Here is a 22510-nt window from a genome sequence, read left to right on the forward strand (position 1 = left end):
CGAGTGCACGCAATGCACCACTCAGGGCTTACGGTTTGGCAGCCGGGGCACTCGCGGCGGGTGCCGAAGCGCCACCCGGGCTACGGCGATGACGCCCGCCTTGATGGCCTTGGCCGGCGGCGGGTGCGCTTGCAGCGGCGGCACCCGGCTGGATCACTTCCACCGGCGAGCCGTCGCGCAGCTTGTCGGCACCGTCGATCACCACGCGCTCGCCCGGCTGCAGGCCTTGCGCCACCGATACACGATCACCTTCGGTCACGCCCAGCTTGACCAGGCGTAGCGCCACCTTGTTGTCGTCGCCCACCACGTAGACGAAGGTGCCCTGCGTGCCGCGCTGGATGGCGGCACCCGGCACGATCACCACGTCGCGCAGCGTATCGACCCGCATGCGAACGTTCACGAACTGATTGGGAAACAGCATCGCGTTCTGGTTCGGGAACTGCGCGCGCAGCTTGACCGTGCCGGTGGTGTTGTCGATGGTGTTGTCCACCGTCATCAGCACGCCACGCGCGAGTTGCGTGGTCTGGCTGCGGTCCCACGCTTCCACCGGAAGCTTGTCGCCCGACTGCAGGCGCGGCATGACCTTGGGCAGGTTGTCTTCGGGAATGGAATAGATGACGGTGATCGGGTCGATCTGCGTGATGACGACGATGCCGTTGGTGTCGGACGCATGCACGATGTTGCCCGGATCGACCTGGCGCAGGCCAACCCGGCCAGATACCGGGGCGGTGATGCGCGTATAGGAGAGCTGCACGCGCGCGTTGTCAACGTTGCCCTGGTCCAGCTTGACCGTGCCGTCGTATTGGCGCACGAGCGCGGCCTGCGTATCCACCTGCTGCTTGGAGATCGAATCCTGCGAGAGCAGCGTCTGATAGCGCTGCAGGTCGAGCTTCGCGTTCTGCAGCAGCGCCTGATCGCGCGCAAGCTGACCTTCCGCCTGGGCGAGCTGTGCCTGATAGGTGCGCGGGTCGACCTCGGCCAGCAGGTCGCCGGCCTTGACGGTCTGGCCTTCGGTAAACGCCAGGCGCACGAGCTGGCCGTCCACGCGTGTCTTGACCGTCACGTTGTTGACCGGGGTCACGTTGCCGAGCGCTGACAGGACCACGTTGATGTCGCCCTTGACGGCCGTGCCGACCATCACCGGCATGGGCTTGTTGGCCATGGACGCGCCGCGCCCGCCGGGGCCGCCTGAGCTGCCCGGGCCACCGGCATTGCGATATTTCGCGTGATAGACCGCATAGCCGATCAGCACCAGGAGAACGATCACCAACCAGATGCCCCAGCGACGGCGCTTGCCGCCCTCGCGCGGGGGCGGCAGCAGCGTCGGAGACACCTCGTGGGGCGTCTCGTTCCCGTCGTATTGACGGCGACCGGCGTCATCAAACTGACCGGGCTTCTGGTCCTTGGGATCGGACATATTTGGCGTTCCTGTTCTTAGCAATATGGGGACGAGCGCACATCATAGCGGGCGGCCGTGCCAGTGAGACCGCAGCTTAAAGGCAACGTCTTTGCGCAGAATTAGTGACGCAGCAGGTTCTATTACGTGAGATTACAAACCCGTTGCGGTGTTACCGGGAGAAACAATATGGTGAAAGCGCGCCGGATTCGTGATGGCCACATTCGCTATCATGAGCACACCTTCCTGCGTGTACCAGACACTCCACCAGACAGATGAGCGGCACCAAGATCCTGGTCGTCGATGACGACGTCGAACTGCGCGACCTCCTGCGCGAATACCTGACCCAGCAGGGCTTTGCCGTTTCCGTGCTGCATGACGGCGATGGCCTGGCCGCCCGGCTCGAGCGCGAGCGCCCCGCGCTGGTCGTCCTCGATTTGATGATGCCCAAGGTAGATGGCCTGTCGGCCCTGCGTGACCTGCGCGCCCGCAACGACGACGTGCCGGTCATCCTGCTCACCGCCCGCAGCGACGAGATCGACCGCATCATCGGCCTGGAAATCGGCGCCGACGACTACCTCGGCAAGCCGTTTTCGCCACGCGAGCTGCTTGCGCGCATCAACGCCGTGCTGCGCCGACGCCTGGCCGTGCCGGCCTCCGCACCGGAAGACCGCGACAGCTTCAGCTTCGGGCCGTTCAAGCTCAACTTCCGCATGCGCACGCTGTTTCGTGGCGACAGCGCGCTCGCCATCAGCGATACCGAGTTCGCATTGCTCAAGCTGCTGATCGGTCACGCGATGCAGGTGCTCACGCGCGAGCACATCGTCGAGTTGATGTACGGGCCGGGCAGCGGCGTGTCCGACCGGGGCATCGACGTGCAGATCTGGCGCCTGCGTCGCGTGCTCGACGAGGACGCCCAGCGCCCCCGCTATATCCAGACCGTGCGCGGCCGCGGCTACACCTTCGTGCCGGACGAGCGGGAAGAGTTCAATGAAGTTCAATAAGGTCCGCCCCAGATTCGACACGCTGTTCGGCCGGTTGGCCGGTTTGATCGTGGTGGTGCTCGTGCTCAGCCATTTCTCTTGGCTGGGCGTGCTGCGTACAGAACGCCGGGAGCGGCAGTTCCAGGCGTCGGTAGACCAGATGGCGTTCCAGCTGCAGGCCTTCCAGGCAGCGATGGACGGTCATTTGAAGGTCAAGCTGCCGGACCTCGTGAGCGAAACCGCCGACCCGCCCGCAGGCGATGCGTCGTCGGCATCCGACAAGTCTGCGGAGCTGGTGCGTCAACTTGCGCGCCGCTTGCCTTCCGACACGCAGTTGCGATTGGAAGCGGGCCCTACGCCCCGCGTGTTTGTGCGCTTTCCGCAGCGGAGCAAGTGGATTGCCATGCCGCTGGTGTGGGTGCATGCGCCGCCCACCATCTCGGCCGTCGTGCCTGGCGTGATGGTGGTGCTGGCGATCGCCATTGCGTTTTCGCTGTTTGCGGCGTGGCAGATCCAGCGCCCCGTGCGCGAACTGGCCGATGCTGCCGGCGCGCTCGCCAGGCGCCGTTACGTGCCCCCGCTCAAGGAGCGCGGCCCCTACGAGCTTCGCCAGTTGACCGAGCAGTTCAACCATATGGCTGCTGACCTGTCGGCTACCGACGAAGAGCGCAATACCATGCTTGCCGGCATTGCGCACGACCTGAAGACGCCGCTCTCGCGCCTGCGCCTGCGTGCCGAAATGCTGGCCGACCAGAAAGCCGGCGCCGGTATCGAGCGCGACGTCGAATCCATGTCGGCGATCGTCGAGCAGTTTCTGGCCTACGCGCAAAGCGGCGACGGCGAGGCGCGCGAGGTGTCGGTCGACCGCCATCTGCGCGGCCTGGTGCAGCCCTTTGCCGAGCACGGCAAGCATGTCGCGCTCGATCTGCATGCCGGGGACGGCTTCCGCCTTAAGCCGACGCATCTGGAGCGCATTGTCGTCAATCTGCTCGACAATGCGTTCGCGTATGGCGCGGAGCCTGTCAACGTGCGCACCGCCGTGGACGACGCCAGCTATACGCTGACGGTGGAAGATCACGGCATGGGCATCCCCGCCGCCGATTTTGACCGCGTCATGCGGCCGTTCGTGCGCCTGGACCCGGCGCGCGGCGGCAATGCGCACTGCGGGCTCGGCCTGGCCATTGTCGATCGGTTGGTGCGTCACCTGGGCGGCGATCTCGCAGTCGGGCCGACAGCGGCGGACGCGTCGGCGCCAGGTTTTCGGATCACCATGCGGTTTCCGGTCTCGACCGCGGCGGCCTGATCGCCCGATCGTCCGACTGACATACGGGCGTGCGTTTGCGTAAGCTATCCTAGGCGAGGCAAGCACGCTTGTTGCGTGCGCTCACCAGAACTCCGGGAGGAAACGCATGAAACGCGCTGTCTGTCTCGTCAAGGATGCTGGCCAGGCCCGCGTGACCGCCGCCGTTGCCGCGTGTTTGTTGGCGATGGGTCTGGCGGCTTGCTCGTCGCCGATGCCTCCGTGGGAGCCGCCGCGCACGATCATCCAACCCGCACCCCCGCCGCCGAGGCCCGCACCCGCGCCGGCTACCCCGCTGCCACCGTCGCCTGCCATGCAGCCGGCGGCAAGCCAGCCGCCGGCCTACGCGGCACCGGCTGCCGCCGACACCGAACCCCCCCGCGCAATACCGGGTATGGCGAACCCGGCATCCACGTATTGCCTCCAGCGGGGCGGTCAGCTTGAGTTTTCCACACGTGCCAATGGCGCCGAGGTGGGAACCTGCGTAAGCCCCGGCGGAGACGAATGCGAAGAATGGGCGTTCCTGCGCGGCAGTTGCACGTGGTAAGTGACGGCAGCCGCTGCAGGTAACGAAAAGGGCCGCAGATGTTGCGGCCCGTCTTGTTGGGAGGAGCGATTCGTGTGGCGATGCTTTACCGCCGCGCCACCACCACCTTGTCGGCGGATTCGGCCACGAGCCGCATCGGCACGCCGGCAGCTTGCAGGTTCTGCCATGTCGTGCGGCGCATGAAGGCGTAGGCGGGCGGCCCATCGGTCCAGCGCCGAATCCATTCGGCCGTGGTAGCAACGACCTTGCTCGGTTCAAGCCCGGCGCCCATTTCGAGTTCGTCAAAGCCCGACACCAGTGTCATCGGTCGACCAAGGTAATAGATGGCCGTTTGGTCCAGCCACTCGACGGAGTAGAACGGCGTCTCGGGCGGAATTGGCCCCGTCGCATTCAGCGTCTTTTCGATGACATCCCGCGCAGACAACGCATCGCGGAAGATCTCGCTCGCGTTGAGCACGCGGTCCCAGCAGAACAGGGCCGAGATCGACAGGACGACCACGGCCACGGTGCGCCTCTGCCAACGCAGCGCCACGAGTGCAGCGAGCGTGCCGACGGCCAGCATGGCCATCACCTGACGCAACGCAGGCATGGCCACGGCAACCTGTTCGGCAGGCATCTTCGCGCCGGCCTTGGCGCCGATGACCGGCACGGCAAACCACAGCCCAATGGCGATCAGCAGATTGACGCCCAGCGACCACGCAACCGCGCGCGTCGGCATTTTCTCCAGCGCCAGGGCCAGCACAATCGCCAGCGCGGGGAAGGCCGGCACGATGTAGCCGGGCAGCTTCGAACTGGATACCGAAAAGAACAGGAAGATCATCGCCGCCCAGGCAATCGACCAGCGCATCAAGTCAAACTGCCGCGTGCCGACAAAGAGATCGGCCACGCGACCAATCCGCCGTCCGATGGCTGCAAACAGAAGGGGTGTCCATGGCAGCAACCCGGCCGCGCCCACCGCGATGAAGTACCACCATTTGCCGCTGCGATGGTGCTCGTTGGTGAGGAAGCGCTGAAAATGCTCGTGGATGAAGAAAAAGTTGAAGAACTCTGGGTTGCGCTGCTGCACGATCACGAACCACGGCACCGTCGCGATCAGGTACAGCGCCAGGCCCGGCAGCCAATGCATGCGGCGGATCAGCGCCCAGTCGCGCGTCATCAGCAGATACGCCACACCGATCAAGCCGGGCACGACCAGCCCGATCAATCCCTTGGTGAGCGTCGCGCCTGCGAGCGCCAACCACACCACGAGCATCCAGGCGAGCCGTCCGCCACGCGATGCGCCCGACCGCTGCGCCAGCGCAAAACCGCACGCACCCACAGTCAGGAAAAAGCCCACGCCCATGTCGAGCGTGATGACCTGCCCGAACAGCAGATACAGCAGCGACGACGCCAGAATCGCCGCGCCGGTCGCCGCCGTGCGCCCACCCCGATAGACCGCCAGCGTCCATGCCGTCATCAGGATGCCACCCAGCCCGAACAGAACCGGCCACAGGCGCGCGCCCCAGGCGTTGACTCCAAATGCCTCGAACGTGGCAGCGGTCGTCCAGTATTGCAGAGGCGGCTTTTCGAAGTACTTGAGATCGTTCAGGCGCGGCGTTACCCAGTCGCCAGAGACCACCATCTCGCGTGGGATCTCCGCATAGCGGCCTTCATCGGGTCGGAACAGGGTGGACCGCTGGAACAGGTCGTCCGTCCACAGCGCAAGGAACACGCCGATGAGCGCGACAACGAGCAACACCATCCATGGCGAGCGGCGGGAAGAAGAGAGGCGGGATTCCATGCTGGGGGTGAACTTCGCTGGCACGGTCGGAAAGGCTAGGATTCTAGTCGATGCTGGATCAGCGTTGATATTCATGCCGTGCATGAGGGGCAGAGCCATCGCGAAGCCTGGAGAGCGCTTTGCCCGACCCGTCAGTAGGGTCGAATCGTTGCAACTTGTTGCGGTAGCATTGCGCTTGCCGGCGATCCTGCCGGTTCAGTACGTCTTCAGGGCGGGGTGAAATTCCCCACCGGCGGTATGCGGACCGTGTGTCCGCGAGCCCGCGAGCGCCTTGCATGCGCCTGCATGGGAGGGTCAGCAGATCCGGTGAGATGCCGGGGCCGACGGTCAGAGTCCGGATGGAAGAAGATGTGCGGAACAACACGCGCGTGCTACAGGAGCGCGCCTGGTTTTGTGCCGGGCTGCGCCGCTGCATGGCTCGCGCGTGTTTGTCTGCTTGCCCTGGAACGTCTTGTCGCCAATCTTGCGAGGAGCGTTTCCATGTTGTCCACTCAGCAATCCCCAGCAGTTCACCCACCCGCATTGCCTGCCGCGAATGTGGCGTTTGACGCCATCGAAGCCCGCTTCGATCCGGCCGACATGCCTGCGCGCATGGCCGCCGCCCTCGACGCGGTGCGGCTTGGCGTGCCCGTTGTCGTGCTCGACGATGCCGATCGCGAAAACGAGGCCGACCTCATCGTCGCCGCCGACAAGCTCACGCAGGCCAGCATGGCCATGCTCATTCGCGAGTGCAGCGGCATCGTCTGCCTGTGCCTGACGGCGGAGAAGAGTGCGTCGCTGGGCCTGCGCCCGATGGTGGAAGACAACCGCAGCCAGTACGGCACGGCGTTCACGGTGTCGATCGAGGCACGCACGGGCGTGAGTACCGGCGTATCTGCGGCGGACCGCATCACGACCATCCGCGCAGCCATCGCGGCAGATGCCGATACGCAATCGGTCGTCAGCCCGGGGCACGTATTTCCGCTGGTGGCGAAGGAGGGTGGAGTATTGGCGCGGCGCGGGCATACCGAAGGCTCGGTCGACCTGGCACGTCTGGCGGGCTTGCCGCCGGCCGCCGTGCTATGCGAACTGATGCTGCCCGACGGCACCATGGCGCGCCGCGACGACGCGGTGCGCTTCGCCGATCAGCACAACCTGCCGGTGCTGACCATCGAAGATATCGTTCAATATCGGGAGCAGATGGAGCGCGCGGTCAGCTTCGTCTGACGGACCAGCCGGCCGCGCGAGAGAGGTGACGCTGATTACCGCTTGAGCGCGGCCGCTTCCTTGGCGAGCGCCGTGATGCCTGCCCAGTCGCCGGCAGCGACCTTGTCCTTGGGCACCATCCACGAGCCGCCCACGCACACCACGTTGGGCAGCGCGAGGTAGTCTGGCGCGCTTTGCGGCGTGATGCCGCCGGTCGGGCAGAAACGCACATCGCCGAACGGCCCGTAGATCGACTTGAGCATCGGGATGCCGCCCGCCGCTTCGGCCGGGAAGAACTTGAGCGTCGTCAGGCCGAACTCCAGCGCCAGGATCAGCTCGGACGGCGTGGCGATGCCGGGCAGCCAATCCAGCTCGGTCTTCGCCTGTGCCACGGCCAACATCGGCGTAATGCCAGGCGATACCGCGAACACCGCACCGGCATCCTTCGCCTGCTGGAAATGCTCCGGCCGCGTGAGCGTGCCGGCGCCGACGATGGCGTCGCTGCCCAGGTCATTCACTACCGCACCAATCACATCCAGCGCCACCGGCGTGCGCATCGTGATCTCGAACGTGCGGATACCGCCCTCGTACAGCGCGCGGCACACCTTGACGCCTTCATCGACAGATTGGAACTGCAGCACCGGGATGACCGGGCCGGCCTTGACGACGGAATCGATACCCACAACGTTCTCCTAGATCAACTTCAACGGAACAAGCTTAAACAACGGTCGCCAGCGCCAGCGTAAGCAGCAGCGCAACGATCGAGATGATGGTCTCCAGCACCGTCCACGTCTTGAAGGTTTGCGGCACGGTCAGGTTGAAGTACTCCTTCACCAGCCAGAAGCCGCCGTCGTTCACGTGCGACAGGATCAGGGAACCGGCACCCGTGGCCAGCACCATCAGCTCCGGCTTGACGGCGGCGCCTGACGCTGCGGCGATTGGGGCGACGATACCGCGGGCGGTCGTCATGGCCACCGTGGCCGAACCCGTTGCGATGCGGATCAGCACGGCCACCACCCAGCCCAGCAGCAGCGGCGACAGATGTGCATCGGTGGCGACGGCCACGATGGCCTTCGACACCCCCGAATCACGCAGGATCTGGCCGAAGCCGCCGCCCGCGCCCACCACCAGCGTGATCGTGGCGATCGGGGCCAGACACTCGTTGGTGAACTTGAGGATGGTGTCGCGATTGAAGCCGCGTGCCTTGCCGAACGTGTAGAAGCTCACGATGGCGGCAATCAGCAGGGCCATCACCGAGTTGCCGGCCAGCTTCAGGATGTCGTTTGCCAGCGTCTTGGGCGGGACGATCAGGTCGGCCCAGCTGCCGATCAGCATCAGCACCACCGGCAGCAGGATCGTGAACAGCGTCACGCCAAAGCCCGGCAGCTCGCGCTTCTGGTCGGCTTCAACAAACTGCGCGGCCAGCGGGTTGTTTTCGTCCGGCTTGACGTAGCGCGAAACCAGCATGGCCCACAGCGGACCAGCCAGGATGGCGGTCGGCAGGCCGACGATCAGCGCATACATGATGGTCTTGCCGATGTCTGCCTGGTATGCCGTCACCGCCAGCAGCGCGGCCGGATGCGGCGGGATCAGGCCATGCACGACCGACAGACCGGCCACCATCGGCAGGCCCACCAGCAGGATCGGCGTGCCCGTGCGCTTGGCCACGTTGAAGGCAATCGGGATCAGCAGCACGAAGCCGACTTCGAAAAACACCGGCAAGCCGATGATGAACGCCACGACCATCATGGCCCAGTGCGCGTTTTTCTCGCCAAAGGCACTGATGAGCGTTTTGGCGATGCGCTCGGCCCCGCCTGATTCCGCCATCATCTTGCCGAGCATCGTCCCGAGGCCCACCACCAGGGCGATGTGGCCGAGCGTGTTGCCCACCCCGGTTTCAAATGCCTTGACGATATTGCCCATCGGCATGCCAACCACCACGCCCAGCACAAGCGAGACGACGATCAGCGTAACGAACGGGTTCAGTTTCTGGACAGCAATCAGGTAGATCAGTGCGACCACCGCCAGCGCGGCGGTCAGCAGTAGCGAGTTGCCTTGCATCGGGACCATCGGGTTTCCTCCTCAGGGATATTCACGGCTCTTGTTGTCTGAGCGCCCCGTCGTGCAGGGCGCCCTTATGAAAATGCGGATTACGGCTTCTTGTAGGCCACGCAATCGACTTCGACCTTGCAGTCGATGACCATGCTCGACACCACGCAGGCGCGCGCGGGCGGGTTGGCGCCGAAGTACTCCTTGAACACCTTGTTGAACGACTGGAAGTCGCGCGGATCATCCAGCCACACGCCGCAGCGCACGACGTGCTCCGGCCCGTAGCCCGCTTCGGCCAGGATCGCCAGCAGGTTCTTGATGGTCTGGTGCGATTGCTCGACGATGCCGTTGCCGACCACCTCGCCATTCACCATGGGCGTCTGGCCCGACACGAACAGCCAGCCGTCTGCGCCTGCTGCACGGGCAAAAGGGAGGTGCTGGCCACCGGTGCCGGTGCCGCCTTCAACGCCAATTCGGGTAATCGTCATCGCTACGTTCCTTCTTTCAAACTTGCAAGCAAAACTTGGATTCAGTGAGTTTCGGTGCACGCCGTTGCAGGCGCACGCGGGCCGCGCTTGAGGAAGCGACCCGCGCCGGGTGTTCGCACGGCGGGCTGCGCGGCGCCGCCCTGATACGACAGATGGCCGTTCACCCACACCGCCGCAATGCCCGTCGCCGGTTGCTGCGGGTCGGTAAAGGTGGCGACATCGCGTACGGTTTCGGGGTCGAACAGTACGAGATCGGCCCAGTAGCCCTCGCGCACCAGGCCGCGTTCGGTCAGGCCGAAGCGCTCGGCGGACTGGCCCGTCATCTTGCGCACGGCCGCTGCCAGCGACAGCAGCTTGCGTTCCCGGCTGTAGTAGCCCAGCACGCGCGGGAAGGCGCCCCAAAGACGCGGGTGCGGTTTCGGATCGTTCGGCAGGCCGTCGGAGCCGATGACGGTAGCGGGGTGCGTGATGATGCGGTCCAGGTCTTGCGCCGACATGTTGTGGTAGACAGCGCCCGCCGGCTGCAGGCGGCGCGCCGCGTCCATCAGGTCGGTGCCCCACGCGGCAGCAATTTCCTTGAGCGTCTGTCCGGCCATGCCCGCTTCCGGCTCCGACCACGTGATGAAGATGTCGAATTCGTCCGTCACCTGCTTGAGGTCCAACGTGGACGAGCTTGCGGTGTATGGGTAGCAGTCGCAACCCACCGGCTGATAGCGCTGTGCACCTTCGATGGATTCCAGCACCTCGCCCGCGCGGCCCCAGTTTGCAGCGCCCGCGCATTTCAGGTGTGAGATCACGACCGGCACGCGCGCATGTTTGCCGACGCGGTACGCCTCGTCCATCGCATCGAGAATCGCCGCAAATTCTGTACGCAGATGCGTCGTGTAGATCGCGCCAGCTTCGGCCAGCGGCTCCGCCAGGCCCATCACTTCTTCGGTGGTCGACGCAAAGGCGTTGGCGTAGGCCAGACCTGTCGACAGGCCGAGCGCGCCGTGGGCAAGCGCCTCGCGCAACTGCGCGCGCATGCCTTCAACCTCGCCAGCGGTGGCGGGGCGGTCGAGACGGTCCAGATGGTTATTGCGCAGTGCCGTGTGCCCGACCAGCGCGGCAACGTTCACAGCCGGTTGCGCGCGTTCGACGGCGTTCACGTACGAGGCGAAGGTCGGGTACGCAAACGCGCTGGCAGGCCCCAGCAGGTTCATCGGATCGGGCGGGTCGCCCTTGAGCGTTGCGGGCGACGCGCTGATGCCGCAGTTGCCCACGATCACAGTCGTAATGCCCTGCGACACCTTGCACAGCATGTCGGGCGTGCGGATCACGTTGGTGTCGTCGTGCGTATGCACGTCGATGAAGCCCGGGGCAAGGGCGCGGCCGTCGCCGGCGATTTCCTCGTTCCCCAGCCAGGCGGTGGAGTCGGATGTGGCAATGGCGGTGATGCGGCCGTCGGTAATGGCCACGTCGAACAGCGTGGCCTCGGGGTCGTGGCCGCTGCCGTCGACAATGCGGACCTGACGGATGACGGTGTCGTACTGCTGCATGTCAATCTCCGAGCGGCTGGCGATTGCCGCCGCCGCGATGCGCATCGAGCACGTACTTGATGCGCCGTAAAAGCTCTTTGCTGCGATCGGACTGCTGCAGCGCGACCTCGGTGGCCAGCAGGTCGATCATCATCATCATGGCGTAGCGCGATGACGACGGCTTGAAGATGAAATCGGTTTCCATGGCCTGGATCGGCAGCAAGACATCGGCCAGCGCCGCCAGGGGCGAGCCCTTGGCCGTGATGGCGACGATCCGGGCGCCGTACTCGCGCGCGATGGTCACGCTGTCGATCACCTCCGGCACGTGGCCGGTCACGGAAAACACGACCACCACATCGTCCGGACTGAGCGTGGCCGCGACCATCCGCTGCAGCATCGAATCATGATAGGTGGTGACCGGCCGTCCCAGGCGGGCGAGCCGGTAGCGCATTTCGTCGGCCATGGTGGTCGAGCCGCCGCCCATGCCGAACACGGCAATCATGCGCGCCGCCACCAGTGCGACCGCCGCGGCGCGGAATGCCTCCGGCTGCACCAGGGCGCGATTGGCCTCCAGCACGTTGCTGATGTCGGCCAGGATGCCGTCTGCGCTGGATGGGGGGCGGTCCGCGCCGCCATCCAGAAAGCGCTGGCCGACTGCGGCTGCCTGCGCTAGTTTGAGCTTGAGCTCGCGCACGTCGCGGCAGCCCATCGCCTTGGCGAAACGGGTGACGCTTGCCTCGCTCACGCCGGCACGCTCCGCGAGCGTCTGGATGCTGCCGGCCGCAGCTTCTGCAATGTCGCTCAGGACGGTTTGCGCGACCTTCTGCTCGGCGGGGCGCAGTTCAGCGGCACGCTGGGAGAGTCGGGTCACGATGTCCATCGGTTCACGCATCGGGTCGGGCTTAGGGTCTCGCATTCTGGCCCCCGGTAGTCGTCCGGATAGCGGCTTTGAGAGTGCTTTGGTACTTTGTAACAGGCTGGCCCGGAGAATAGTTTCGCCGCTATCATTGTGTCAACCCGATGTTTACCCCCAAAGGAACACGAGTCGATTCCCATGAGTGATACAAAGTACCAAGGAGACGCCAACGCTGCCGTCAACCCGCTCGACAAGGGCTTGGGTGCGTTGGAAGCCGCATGCGCGCCAGAGCAGATTGCTGCCCAGCGCTGGAATGTGTTGAACGAAGACTTGAACCTGCCCGCAGCCGTGCTCTCGCAATCCCGCGTGGAACACAACCTGGCGTGGATGCAGCGCTTCGTGAGCGAATACGGCGCCAAGCTTGCACCGCATGGCAAGACGACGATGGCGCCGCGCCTGTTCCAACGCCAGTTGGCTGGCGGTGCGTGGGGCATCACGCTGGCAACGGCGCACCAGACGCGCATTGCGTATGCCCACGGCGTGCGTCGCGTGCTGATGGCCAACCAGCTGGTCGGCAAGCGCAACATGGCGATCCTCGCCGAGTTGCTGGCCGATCCGACGTTCGAGTTTTTCTGCTTGGTGGATGCAGCGGATCAGGTCGATCAGCTTGCAGCCTTCTTCGGTAAGGCGGGGTGCCCGATCCAGGTGCTGATCGAACTGGGAGTGCAAGGCGGCCGCACGGGCGTGCGCGACGATGCGCAACTGCAATCGGTGCTCGATGCGCTCACGCGTGCCGATGGTGCCGTCAAGCTGGCAGGTGTCGAAGTCTATGAAGGCGTGATCAAGGAAGAAACGGATATCCGCAGCTTCCTGCAGCGCGCGGTCAAGGTGATGGGTGACCTTGCAAAGGGCGGGCGCCTGCAGCGCACGCCAGCCGTGCTGACTGGCGCGGGTTCGGCCTGGTACGACGTGGTGGCCGAAGAGTTCGCCAAGGCCAATATCGGCCAGCCGCTGGATGTCGTGCTGCGCCCGGGCTGCTACCTGACGCACGATGTCGGCATCTACCGCGCGGCGCAGGCCCGTATCGACGCCAACAACCCGATCGCGCACAAGATGCGTTCGAGCCTGCTGCCGGCGCTCCAGCTCTGGGCCTATGTGCAATCGGTGCCGGAAGCTGAGCGCGCCATCATCGCAATGGGCAAGCGTGATGCTGCATTCGACGCCGGCCTGCCGCTGCCTGTGCTGCATTTCCGGCCGGGCGACAAGACGCCGTCGGCTACGCCGTCGGCTACGCCGGCGCACTGGGAAGTCACCGGCATGATGGATCAGCACGCCTACCTGAAGATCGCCCCCGGCGACGACATCAAGGTCGGCGACATGATCGCCTTCGACATCTCGCACCCGTGCCTCACGTTCGACAAGTGGCGCCAGATTCCGGTGGTCGACGATGCGTACAACGTGGTTGACGTCGTGCAGACCTATTTCTGAGCGGGGCCGCCCATGGCAGACATCCTCGCCTATGGCGAAGCGCTGATCGAGTTCAACCAGGCGGATCCCGGCAGCACGTCGTGGAATTTCGGTTTCGGCGGCGATACGTCGAACTTCTGCATCGCCGCGGCACGGCAGGGCGCACGCACGGGCTACATCAGCGCGGTGGGCGCCGACCGCTTCGGCAAGGCGCTGCGCGCGCTGTGGCAGGACGAGGGCGTGGACCACACCTACGTGCATACCGATACGCACGCGCCCACGGGCGTGTACTTCGTTTCGCACGACGCGCGTGGCCATCACTTTGACTATCTGCGCGCAGGCTCGGCCGCGAGCCGCTTCCAGACCGCCCAACTGCCGCTGCAGGCAATTGCGGCGGCCAAGGCGTTTCACCTGTCGGGCATCAGCCTGGCGATCAGCGACACCGCATGCGACGCGGGTTTGGCAGCGATGGCGCATGCGCGGGCGGCGGGTGTGCTCGTCTCGTTCGACACCAACCTGCGCTTGCGCCTGTGGCCGCTGGCGCGTGCCCGTGCCGTGATGCAGGAAGCGATGCGCACGTGCGATCTGTGCCTGCCGAGTTGGGATGACGTGACTGTGCTGCTCGATTGCCATGACCGCGACGGCATTGTCGATACGCTGCTCGGCTGGGGCGTGAAGCTGGTCGCGCTGAAGATGGGCGCGGAAGGCTGCTACGTGGCCACACCGGAGTCCCGTACGCTGGTGCCGCGTCATACGGTCAATGCAATTGATGCGACTGGCGCGGGCGATTGCTTCGGCGGGTCGTTTGTGGCGCGGATTGTTGCCGGAGATTCGCCGGTAGAGGCGGCGCGGTATGCCAATGTGGCGGCTGCGATTTCTACGACGGGGTATAGCGCTGTGGCACCGATTCCCCGGGCGGAGGTGGTGCGGGCGGTGTTGGCGTCCACGCAGACTGCCTGAATGGATGTTGTTGGTGCGCTGGTGTTTTATCCCCTGCCGGGGCTGACTCACTTTCTTTGTCTTGCCAAAGAAAGTAAGCAAAGAAAGGCGCGCCCGAGATGGCGACCCCTTCCTTGGATTTGTGTCACGGGGAGGGGAAGGAGCCAAACTCGCTGCGCTCAAACAGGGCTCCTTCCTTTTTCCTCCCCGCGACAAAAATCCAAGGCGCCATCTAGGGCAGGGTACGGCCAAACCGTCGTGTGCCTGTGTTGGTACCCAGGTGTGGGCTGGTTGGATAAAGAAAAACGCCACCGCGTGACTTGCGGTGGCGTTTTCTTTTTGCTCATCGTGTGCTTACTTCCCCGGCACCAGGTGCACGCGCGACTCGGTCGCGGCTTCTACCGCCTTGCGTGAATACAGCAGCGGGAAGTATTCGCCCTTGAGCCACAGCGGTGCCAGGTCGCGGTAGTGCGGGCTGTCGGGGTTGCCGGACTGGCCGGGGAGGTTGACGGCGCGGGAGTTGTCCCAGTTGCCGACGTCAACCACCGTGCGGAACGACGGGCCGTTGGTCTGCAGGAAATCGCTCGTGCGATACGTCGATTGGTTAGGCGTGTAGGGGCTACCACCTTCGGGCGTGGGGCCGACGTTGAGCTTGGCGCGGGTGGCCTCGTCGACGATGGCGGCGAACGGATGGGCGTTCAGGTTGTGGTGCAGCTGGCCCCAGTTCCACGCTTGCGGATTCGGGCCCTGGCGCTTGACCATGTCGGTCCACGCATTCTTCAGGCTGTCGCGCAGCACGGCATCGCGTTTGGCGGCGGCTTGTTGCGGGTCTTCGCCGAATTTGCGTTCGCTGCCTTGCGGGTGTTCCAGCGTGTCGAGCATGACGTCGGTGTCGGGCGCGCCCATTGCCTCGGCGCCGGCCTTGGAAAGCACGGCATTCTTGAACGCGCGGCCCAGGTGGTGGGTGAACCAGACCTCATGCAGCGCGGCCTGCGGAGAATCCGCCAGCATGGTTGCGTTCCAACCCTTGAACAGGTTGAGCGCGGCTTGGGTGTCGGCGTCGTTGGACGACAGCGGCGCCAGCAGGGCCATCAGCCTGCGCGCCGGGATCGACACCATGTCGTTCTGCAGGCGCATCGAATCTTCGATCGACACCTTGTCGAGCCTGGCCAGCACTTCATCAATGCGAGCGTGGCGCGAACCATTGGTCCACTCAAAGCCGAGTTTGCGCTCGCGGTACGGGTAATCCGGCGGCAGGTTCATCTCGTTGGACGAGGTGAAGTAGCCTGACTTCGGGTTGTAGCTGCTGGGCAGTTGATCGCCGCGCCAGAAACCGGCCCATTCGTAGCGGCCGTCGCCGGGCACCGGCAGCAGGCCGTCCCAGTTCGGGCGGATCGGGGCGAGGCCGCCCGGCACCCAGCCGATGTTGCCCTTCGTGTCGGCATAGACCTGGTTTTCGGTGGGGGCGCCCCAGTTCATCATCGATTGCTTGAACTGCGCGAAGCTGCGTGCACGCATGTAGCCGACCGAGCCGAAATACGGCGACATGCCTGGCGACAGCCACGCGGAGCGCACCGCATACGCGCGGTGCTTTTCGGCATCGATGTAGATGACGGGGCCGTGGCGCGTGAAGGTCAGGTCGACGGGCCGGGGTTCACCGCCGCGCACCTTCACGGTTTCGTGCAGCACGCTCAAGGGCTCCCAGCCGCCGTTGTAGCGGTATTCGGTGTTGTTGGCGGGGTTCAGCTCGTAGACGTAAAGATCTTCCTGGTCGATGTTGAAGATGGTCAGGCCGAACGCGACATGCCCGTTATGCCCGATCGACACGGCCGGCAGCGAGGGCTCTCCGGCGCCGATGATGTCGAGCGTGGGTGTGCTGATATGGGCGATGTAGCGCAGGCTGGGTGCCGAATACGCGCGGTGCGGATCGTTGGCCATCACGGCGCGGCCGGTGGTGGACTTGCCCGGTGCGATCACCCAGTTGTTGCTGCCCTCCATCGTCTCTTCGAGGTTGGCTGCGGCCGCAACGCGCGTGCTGTCGACGTCTACCCCCTTGAGCGATTCCGGCGTGAGTTTCACGCCTTGCGTGGCCAGTGTGAAGACTTTCAGCAGATCCTTCGGCAGGCATGGGTCCAGGCCTTCGGGCAACTGGGTTTGCCAGGCGGGCTGCAGGCCGAAACGGATGGTGTCGTCGGCGAGGTTGGCCTTGCAGGCCACGTTGGCCCGTGCGACTTCCGATTGCAGATTGCGCGTCAGGCCGTGGCTGCGGATGCGCACCACGTCTTCGGGCGCCCAGTGCGCGGGTGCGTAGTTAAGCTTGCGGAACTCGAACGGCATCTGGTCTGGATGCTTTGCCAGCCAGTCGACATACGCGTTGATGCCGGCGACGAAGCGCGTGGCAATGCGCTGCGCGTCAGGGCTGTAATGATTCCATTCGACCTGCATGTCACCGCGATAGAGGAACAGCCGCGTTGCGCGATCCTGTTCGACATAGGCGGGGCCGAACACTTCCGAAAGCTGCCCCAGGCCCCGGCGGCGCCAGAGGTCGATCTGGAACAGGCGGTCGCGCGCGGCATTGAAGCCTTGCGCGAAGAAGCCGTCGTCTTCGCTCTTGGCGTAGATGTGCGGCACGCCCCAGCGGTCGATGAGGATATCGGCGGGCTTTGACAGGCCGGGTACGGCGATGGTCTGGGTGGCAGATGTGGGCGCGTCTTTGGCTACGGCCTGCGCGGAAAACCCGAGTGCAACGGCAGACAGCAGAATGGGAAGGGAACGGATGGGCATGGCGATGCAGTCTCCTCTCTGCGCCTGGAATGCCACCGCAGCCCAAACGGGGCAGGAGGTTTCCGGCGTTCTTATGGATACAGCAGGCAACCGCGGGCACGGTTGATTGGGAAGGGCAAGCTGGCCGATCGAGCGAGCGGGTGCTGGCTACTGCTAGGGGAGAGATGCCCACCGATCGGCACAGGCTGATGAGTATGCGGACGCGCAATCGCCTGCGCCAATGATTTTTGTTCGGTCAACCATTCCGTCCAGGCATGGCTGCCCGTGCGTCATGCCAGCGTTTCAGGCCCCGTCTTGCGATGCACATTGGCGGCCAGCACGTGGCCCAGCTCACCCGGGAAGATCGGCTTGGTGATGACAGATTGGTAACCGGCTTCCTTCGCCGCCTTCAGCCGTATCGGATCGGCAAAGGCCGTCACGGCGATGGCGGGCAGGTCGGTCAAACCGCGTTCACGCACGGCCCGCACAAGCTGCATGCCGTCCATGCCGGGCATGGCGAGGTCGCTGACCAGCGCGTCGAAGGGATAGGCGTTGGCGGCTGCTTCTTCCAGCGCATCGAGCGCGGCTGCTCCGCTGGATACCGTGACCACCTCGGCACCGTAACGCTCCAACATCAGCGCGATGACGCCGAGCGATTCAGGGTTGTCATCCACCGCCAGCACGCGGATACCGTCCAACGTCGGCATGCCCGTCCCTGCCACCAGGCCCGGCGTGCGGTTCGCCTGCTCGCCCGGCTGGGCGGCGTGCAGCGGCAACGACACCGCCATGGTGGTGCCACGGTCTGCGCCGCTGCTTGCGGCAGTGATACGGCCGTGATGCAGCTCGACGAGTTGCTTGGCAATCGCCAACCCCAGGCCGAGACCGCCGTGGCGGCGCGTGTTGGACAGGTCAGCCTGCTGGAAGCGGTCGAAGATATGCGGCAGGAAGGCCGGCTCGATGCCGATGCCGGTATCGCGCACGGTCGCGACCACGCCCTCGGGCGACGGGTGCACCGACAGCCGGATGTGTCCGCCTTCGGGGGTGAACTTGACGGCGTTGGCCAGCAGGTTCCAGAACACCTGCTTCAGGCGCCCGGCATCGCCTTGCAGCATCGGCACGGGCAGGAATTCGGTATCGATGGTGATGTTCTTCTGGCGCGCCATCGGCTCGATCGTCTCGCGCGCGCGTTCCAGCACATCGGCCAGGTCCACGGGGCCAACCTCCAGCGGGACCTTGCCCGACAGGATGGCCGACATGTCGAGCAAGTCGTCGATCAAATGGACCTGCGTGCGGGCGCTCCGCTCGATGGCTTCAATGCCGCGCTTGAACATCGCTTCATCGTAGGCACGCATGCTCAGCAGTTGCGCCCAGCCCAGTACCGCATTGAGCGGCGTGCGCAACTCGTGGCTGACGGTCGCCAGGAAGTCGTCTTTCAGGCGGCTGGCGCGCTCGGCCTCTTCGCGGGCGCGGGATTCGGCTTCCAGCAGCTGCGTGCGGCGAGCCTCGGCCTGGCGGCGCTCACTGATGTCGATCACGGCGTTTGTCAGGCCGATGATCTCGCCGGTGTCATCGCGCAGCGGCATGACGACCACGTCGTAGACCACGCGCTGCGTATGGCGCCGCCGGAACGCAAATTCCACGCGCGTAGGCGTGCCGGTTGCGATGACGCGCTGGCCGGCTTCGGTCAGGCGCGACGCGGCGCGGCGGCCGAACACTTCGCGCACCGTCCGTCCCAGCAACTGCTCGGGCTGCAGGCCGAACACGGGGTTGTGCACCCACGTGAAGTGCATCGTGTTGTCGACGTCGTAGAGCGAAATGGGCGAGGCCTGCAGCGCGGCCAGCAGGCGTTGCTGCGACAGGCGTTGCAAGGTTTCGGCCCGCGCGCGACGTTCAGCCCCGGCGCGGGCGCGGCGCAACTGCTCGCACAGAGCGCAGATGAGCAGCGCGCCGATTCCAAACACCGTCAACTGGACCGACGTAAGCGGCACGGCGGCAGGCCAGCTTTGCAGGGCGGACAGCGCCATGAACAGCCCCGCATAAGAGACGATGGCGAGCATGCCCGGCCAGAAGCCGCCATACCACGCGGCAATCGTCACCACCGGAAACGCGAGATAAAACGGCAGATGGATACCCACCGCCGATTCGAGCAGTACGCACCCGATCGTTCCGACTGCGGCCGCACCAATCGCGACCAGCCATGCCGAAGGGCGGATGGCCGGCGCAGCGTTGAACCCGTTGGCGCTGAACGGCCCTGGGTCTGCCAGCCGGGCGGGATCGGCAGCACGCGTATCCGACGGGTGGGACGAGGGGCGCGGAATGGACGTCACAGTCGGGTGCAGCACCGGGCAGAGAGCAAAGCGGCCAAAGGTGACTCAGGATACGAATTGCTCGCCAGCGGTGCCATCGGGGTTTCGCTGACATGCTTGCAAGACAGCGCCGGATTCTTGCTCAGGCCAGTAGCGGCGCGGCTTGACGGGTTTATCCCCCTGACGAGGGGTGTCCGGCAGGTTCCGGGTGCGGATCGCGCATGCGGTCGCGCTGCGTCAGCGCGGGGAACAGCCGCATCCAGGCGGCCACCACCAATAGGGTGCCCAGGCCGCCAATCACCACCGAGGCCACCGGCCCAAGCAATCCGGCCAGCATGCCCGATTCGAACTCGCCCAACTGGTTGGAGGCGCCCACGAACACGGAATTGACGGCGCTCACGCGCCCACGCATGGCATCGGGCGTATCGAGCTGCACCAGCGAAGTGCGGATCACCACACTGATCATGTCCGAAGCGCCCAACAGCACCAGCGCCAGCATCGACAGCGGCAGCCAGCGCGACACCCCGAACACCAGCGTCGCGAACCCGAATACCGCCACGGCAGCAAACATGACCCGCCCAACATGCCGATCCAGCGGACGGTGCGCCAGAAACAGCGCCATGCCCAGTGCCCCTACCGCCGGTGCCGAGCGCAGCAGCCCCAGCCCCCATGCGCCGGTGCCGAGAATATCGCGCGCATAGATCGGCAACAGCGCCGTCGCGCCGCCGAGCAGCACGGCAAAGAGATCGAGCGAGATGGCGCCCAGCACCACCGGCCGCCCCTTGATGAACGCGATGCCGGCAAACAGCGATTCGAGGCTCACCGGCGTGCTGACGGGCGCTGCGCGTTCCATCCGCACCAGCGCCAGCAGCACGTGCGCGAGCAGAAACAGCCCGGCTGCCGTGGCATACACCACGGGCGCGCCGGCCAAGTACAGAAGACCACCCAGCGCCGGCCCCAGAATGACGCCGGTCTGCCCGGCCGAACTGGACAGCGCCACCGCCCGCGGCAATGCTTGCAGGGGCACCAGCGTCGGCAACAGCGCTTGCAGCGTCGGCGTTTCGAACGCGCGCATTGCGCCAATCACCACCACACACAGGAAGATGGCCTGCACGCCGGCATGCCCATTCGCGGCCATGACGGCCAGCGCAAGCGCGACCAGCGCCTCGATGGCCTGACAGGCGCGCACGACGTACCGCCGGTCGTAGTGGTCCGCAATATGGCCGGAGGCCAGCACCAGCACCACCGACGGCAGAAACTGCGCCAGTCCGACCAGCCCCAGCACATAGGCGCTGCGCGTCAGGTCGTAGATTTGCCAGCCGACGGCCACCCCGGACATCTGATACGCGAACGTGGTGGACAGTCTGGCACACCAGAAGAGCCTGAACGCGGGATAGGAGAACGGTGCGTGCGACAGCGTTTGCGCAGATGCGGAAGAGGAAGCGGGGGAAAAACCGGCGTCGCCAGACACGTTGGATATGCGCCGGAACCCGGCGGTCAATGAAGGGGGCGGAAAGAAGGCGTGAAGCCACCGTCATCGTAACGGAAGTCCGCTCTCTGCAGCGGCCCGCACAGGTACGCGGCTTGCGGAACTGCCGGTACATCGTTACAGGAGATTTCATCATGGCCACGCATCGCACCCGGTCGAAACCGTCGCAGGCCAAATTGGAGGCCAAATCGGAGGCCAAGCCCAAGTCCCGCCGGTGGTCGCACCATGTGATGGAGACCAGCGACGCACTGGACGTCCAACCGGAGATCTTCAAGTCGCGCAGTCCCGCGCGGATTGCGGCTTCGCTCAAGGCATCGGCCGAGCACAGCCGGCGGCGCAAGGGGACGGCATTCCAGTCGGCCATGTCAATGCTGACGTTTTATATCAATCGGGCTGGGCACAATCTCAGCGCCGGGCGGCGCCGGATTCTCGAACGTGCCAAGGATGCGCTGCGTGCCGAGTTCGGCCGGCCCGCGCCCAGCACAGCCAAAGCCCGGCATTGAGGCAGAGCGGTATTGCTTAGATGCTCAGCATGACACTGAGCAGCTGGCGGGCGACCGCCTTGTAGTTGGCCTCGTCGCCCTGCGGCGAATAGGTGGAGAGCGTCTTGCCCCGGTATTTGACGGTGACGATGCCGTTGCGGGTCGAGTAGGTCGCCTCGATGCTTCGGCCGCCGCGTTCAATATTGAACGGGATGGTCTCGGCGAGCAGTCGGGCGGAATCGTGCGAGGCCGGCGGCGCGGGCGGCACGGCCGGCAGCTGTGAGTACGAGGCGGATGCTTGTTGTTCGGGGTGGCGCATGGCGCCTCCTCTTCGGGGGACACGGGTATGCACGGCAACGCAGGTTCCGTACCAGCCAGGTTTGCCGCGGCCGCAGCGTACGACCGCCCGAAAAGTGGCACATCGCCAGGGATCAGGCGCGTGGCATGCACGGAGGTTTGACGTCGCGCGTCGGTCAGTTGACGAGATTTGTCAGCTTGTTAAACGCAATTAACTGCCAGGAATTTTCGGCCCCGTGCAAATCCGGGCTATCAAGGCGGGGGGACAGGTGCCATTCTGGTAAGTGCCATGCCGCGCGCATCGACCAAGCACATGCACACCGCGCCATGCAGGCACCCCTGCCGACGTTCCAACCATGCCAATAAGGAGGCAATATGGGTTCCCATACCTACAAGTTGATCGAGCTGGTCGGCTCTTCTCCCGAGTCCAGCGATGCGGCGGTACGCAATGCCATCGCGCGGGCAAGCGAAACGCTCAACCATCTGGATTGGTTCGAAGTCCTGGAAACGCGTGGCCATCTCGTCGACGGCAAGATCGCGCATTGGCAGGTGACGCTCAAGGTCGGGATGCGGCTGGAGACGCTGGAAAGCGAAAAGCCTGCCGGCAAGAAGAAGGGCAAATAGCGGGTGAAGAAAAAGGCGGCCCGGATTGCTCCGGCCGCCTTT

The 22510-nt window shown here is 65.2% G+C and carries 19 protein-coding genes and 1 riboswitch; of the genes, 8 read left to right on the plus strand and 11 right to left on the minus strand.

Annotated features, from left to right (window positions below; all coding sequences use genetic code 11):
• Positions 1 to 28: 28 nt before the first annotated feature.
• Positions 29 to 1417: an MdtA/MuxA family multidrug efflux RND transporter periplasmic adaptor subunit gene (locus tag N5B55_RS19210; RefSeq protein ID WP_304541243.1), complete on the minus strand. Its 1389-nt coding sequence runs from the start codon at positions 1415 to 1417 to the stop codon at positions 29 to 31.
• 254 nt (positions 1418 to 1671) lie between these two features.
• Between N5B55_RS19210 and N5B55_RS19215 the strand changes: the two genes are divergently transcribed.
• The 3 genes from N5B55_RS19215 (at position 1672) to N5B55_RS19225 (ending at position 4226) form a co-directional block, all read left to right on the plus strand.
• On the plus strand, positions 1672 to 2400 hold the full coding sequence (locus N5B55_RS19215) for a response regulator (protein ID WP_065854521.1): 729 nt from the start codon (positions 1672 to 1674) through the stop codon (positions 2398 to 2400).
• Positions 2387 to 3682, plus strand: a complete 1296-nt coding sequence (locus tag N5B55_RS19220) for an ATP-binding protein (RefSeq protein WP_304541245.1) — start codon at positions 2387 to 2389, stop codon at positions 3680 to 3682. The genes N5B55_RS19215 and N5B55_RS19220 overlap by 14 nt, the downstream gene beginning before the upstream one ends.
• 106 nt (positions 3683 to 3788) lie before the next feature.
• On the plus strand, positions 3789 to 4226 hold the full coding sequence (locus N5B55_RS19225; protein WP_304541247.1) for a putative hemolysin: 438 nt from the start codon (positions 3789 to 3791) through the stop codon (positions 4224 to 4226).
• Between the two features lie 85 nt (positions 4227 to 4311).
• On the opposite strand, the gene N5B55_RS19230 is transcribed toward N5B55_RS19225, so the two are convergent.
• Positions 4312 to 6006: an ArnT family glycosyltransferase gene (locus tag N5B55_RS19230; protein ID WP_178962020.1), complete on the minus strand. Its 1695-nt coding sequence runs from the start codon at positions 6004 to 6006 to the stop codon at positions 4312 to 4314.
• A gap of 198 nt (positions 6007 to 6204) precedes the next feature.
• Positions 6205 to 6360: riboswitch (FMN riboswitch) on the plus strand.
• A gap of 126 nt (positions 6361 to 6486) precedes the next feature.
• Here N5B55_RS19230 and ribB point away from each other — a divergent pair.
• Positions 6487 to 7212, plus strand: a complete 726-nt coding sequence (gene ribB, locus N5B55_RS19235; RefSeq protein ID WP_065854528.1) for a 3,4-dihydroxy-2-butanone-4-phosphate synthase — start codon at positions 6487 to 6489, stop codon at positions 7210 to 7212.
• 35 nt (positions 7213 to 7247) lie between these two features.
• Here ribB and N5B55_RS19240 read toward each other — a convergent pair whose 3' ends face one another.
• The 5 genes from N5B55_RS19240 to N5B55_RS19260 all read right to left on the minus strand — a co-directional run bounded on the left by N5B55_RS19240 (position 7248) and on the right by N5B55_RS19260 (position 12137).
• A complete protein-coding gene (locus tag N5B55_RS19240; RefSeq protein ID WP_304541250.1) occupies positions 7248 to 7874 on the minus strand; it encodes a bifunctional 4-hydroxy-2-oxoglutarate aldolase/2-dehydro-3-deoxy-phosphogluconate aldolase in 627 nt (208 codons plus the stop codon).
• 34 nt (positions 7875 to 7908) lie between these two features.
• The gene (locus N5B55_RS19245; protein ID WP_304541252.1) at positions 7909 to 9261 is read right to left on the minus strand and encodes a GntT/GntP/DsdX family permease; all 1353 of its coding nucleotides are present in this window, start codon (positions 9259 to 9261) and stop codon (positions 7909 to 7911) included.
• An 80-nt stretch (positions 9262 to 9341) separates the two neighbouring features.
• Positions 9342 to 9728, minus strand: a complete 387-nt coding sequence (locus N5B55_RS19250; protein WP_065854532.1) for a RidA family protein — start codon at positions 9726 to 9728, stop codon at positions 9342 to 9344.
• 41 nt (positions 9729 to 9769) lie between these two features.
• Complete coding sequence (locus N5B55_RS19255) at positions 9770 to 11266, minus strand: N-acyl-D-amino-acid deacylase family protein (RefSeq protein ID WP_304541255.1); 1497 nt, start codon at positions 11264 to 11266, stop codon at positions 9770 to 9772.
• Position 11267: 1 nt separating this feature from the next.
• The gene (locus tag N5B55_RS19260) at positions 11268 to 12137 is read right to left on the minus strand and encodes a MurR/RpiR family transcriptional regulator (RefSeq protein ID WP_065854534.1); all 870 of its coding nucleotides are present in this window, start codon (positions 12135 to 12137) and stop codon (positions 11268 to 11270) included.
• Positions 12138 to 12299: 162 nt separating this feature from the next.
• Here N5B55_RS19260 and N5B55_RS19265 point away from each other — a divergent pair, with 162 nt between their 5' ends.
• Positions 12300 to 13589 carry an amino acid deaminase gene (locus N5B55_RS19265; protein ID WP_304541257.1) on the plus strand — a complete coding sequence of 430 codons (1290 nt, stop codon included), beginning with the start codon at positions 12300 to 12302 and terminating at the stop codon, positions 13587 to 13589.
• A 12-nt stretch (positions 13590 to 13601) separates the two neighbouring features.
• A complete protein-coding gene (locus N5B55_RS19270) occupies positions 13602 to 14528 on the plus strand; it encodes a sugar kinase (protein ID WP_065854538.1) in 927 nt (308 codons plus the stop codon).
• Positions 14529 to 14861: 333 nt separating this feature from the next.
• Here the strand turns inward: N5B55_RS19270 and N5B55_RS19275 are convergent, their stop codons facing one another.
• The 3 genes from N5B55_RS19275 to N5B55_RS19285 form a co-directional block, all read right to left on the minus strand.
• Positions 14862 to 17291, minus strand: a complete 2430-nt coding sequence (locus tag N5B55_RS19275) for a penicillin acylase family protein (RefSeq protein WP_304541260.1) — start codon at positions 17289 to 17291, stop codon at positions 14862 to 14864.
• Between the two features lie 269 nt (positions 17292 to 17560).
• The gene (locus tag N5B55_RS19280; RefSeq protein ID WP_369812450.1) at positions 17561 to 19597 is read right to left on the minus strand and encodes an ATP-binding protein; all 2037 of its coding nucleotides are present in this window, start codon (positions 19595 to 19597) and stop codon (positions 17561 to 17563) included.
• A 151-nt stretch (positions 19598 to 19748) separates the two neighbouring features.
• A complete protein-coding gene (locus tag N5B55_RS19285; protein ID WP_304541261.1) occupies positions 19749 to 21047 on the minus strand; it encodes an MFS transporter in 1299 nt (432 codons plus the stop codon).
• Positions 21048 to 21199: 152 nt separating this feature from the next.
• Here N5B55_RS19285 and N5B55_RS19290 point away from each other — a divergent pair, with 152 nt between their 5' ends.
• Positions 21200 to 21568, plus strand: a complete 369-nt coding sequence (locus N5B55_RS19290; protein ID WP_304541263.1) for a DUF3175 domain-containing protein — start codon at positions 21200 to 21202, stop codon at positions 21566 to 21568.
• Positions 21569 to 21584: 16 nt separating this feature from the next.
• Here the strand turns inward: N5B55_RS19290 and N5B55_RS19295 are convergent, their stop codons facing one another.
• Complete coding sequence (locus N5B55_RS19295; protein ID WP_304541265.1) at positions 21585 to 21866, minus strand: hypothetical protein; 282 nt, start codon at positions 21864 to 21866, stop codon at positions 21585 to 21587.
• A gap of 353 nt (positions 21867 to 22219) precedes the next feature.
• Between N5B55_RS19295 and N5B55_RS19300 the strand changes: the two genes are divergently transcribed.
• Positions 22220 to 22468 carry a dodecin gene (locus N5B55_RS19300; protein ID WP_004627468.1) on the plus strand — a complete coding sequence of 83 codons (249 nt, stop codon included), beginning with the start codon at positions 22220 to 22222 and terminating at the stop codon, positions 22466 to 22468.
• Positions 22469 to 22510: the final 42 nt, after the last annotated feature.

Origin of the sequence: Ralstonia pickettii (assembly GCF_030582395.1) — a bacterium.
GTDB classification, from domain to species: Bacteria; Pseudomonadota; Gammaproteobacteria; order Burkholderiales; family Burkholderiaceae; genus Ralstonia; species Ralstonia pickettii_D.

Coding starts and splice junctions, on each gene's coding strand:
- N5B55_RS19210 (WP_304541243.1), bottom strand. CDS start 1,417: ATGTCCGATCCCAAGGACCAGAAGCCCGGTCAGTTTGATGACGCCGGT.
- N5B55_RS19215 (WP_065854521.1), top strand. CDS start 1,672: ATGAGCGGCACCAAGATCCTGGTCGTCGATGACGACGTCGAACTGCGC.
- N5B55_RS19220 (WP_304541245.1), top strand. CDS start 2,387: ATGAAGTTCAATAAGGTCCGCCCCAGATTCGACACGCTGTTCGGCCGG.
- N5B55_RS19225 (WP_304541247.1), top strand. CDS start 3,789: ATGAAACGCGCTGTCTGTCTCGTCAAGGATGCTGGCCAGGCCCGCGTG.
- N5B55_RS19230 (WP_178962020.1), bottom strand. CDS start 6,006: ATGGAATCCCGCCTCTCTTCTTCCCGCCGCTCGCCATGGATGGTGTTG.
- ribB (WP_065854528.1), top strand. CDS start 6,487: ATGTTGTCCACTCAGCAATCCCCAGCAGTTCACCCACCCGCATTGCCT.
- N5B55_RS19245 (WP_304541252.1), bottom strand. CDS start 9,261: ATGGTCCCGATGCAAGGCAACTCGCTACTGCTGACCGCCGCGCTGGCG.
- N5B55_RS19250 (WP_065854532.1), bottom strand. CDS start 9,728: ATGACGATTACCCGAATTGGCGTTGAAGGCGGCACCGGCACCGGTGGC.
- N5B55_RS19255 (WP_304541255.1), bottom strand. CDS start 11,266: ATGCAGCAGTACGACACCGTCATCCGTCAGGTCCGCATTGTCGACGGC.
- N5B55_RS19260 (WP_065854534.1), bottom strand. CDS start 12,137: ATGCGTGAACCGATGGACATCGTGACCCGACTCTCCCAGCGTGCCGCT.
- N5B55_RS19265 (WP_304541257.1), top strand. CDS start 12,300: ATGAGTGATACAAAGTACCAAGGAGACGCCAACGCTGCCGTCAACCCG.
- N5B55_RS19270 (WP_065854538.1), top strand. CDS start 13,602: ATGGCAGACATCCTCGCCTATGGCGAAGCGCTGATCGAGTTCAACCAG.
- N5B55_RS19275 (WP_304541260.1), bottom strand. CDS start 17,291: ATGCCCATCCGTTCCCTTCCCATTCTGCTGTCTGCCGTTGCACTCGGG.
- N5B55_RS19290 (WP_304541263.1), top strand. CDS start 21,200: ATGGCCACGCATCGCACCCGGTCGAAACCGTCGCAGGCCAAATTGGAG.
- N5B55_RS19295 (WP_304541265.1), bottom strand. CDS start 21,866: ATGCGCCACCCCGAACAACAAGCATCCGCCTCGTACTCACAGCTGCCG.
- N5B55_RS19300 (WP_004627468.1), top strand. CDS start 22,220: ATGGGTTCCCATACCTACAAGTTGATCGAGCTGGTCGGCTCTTCTCCC.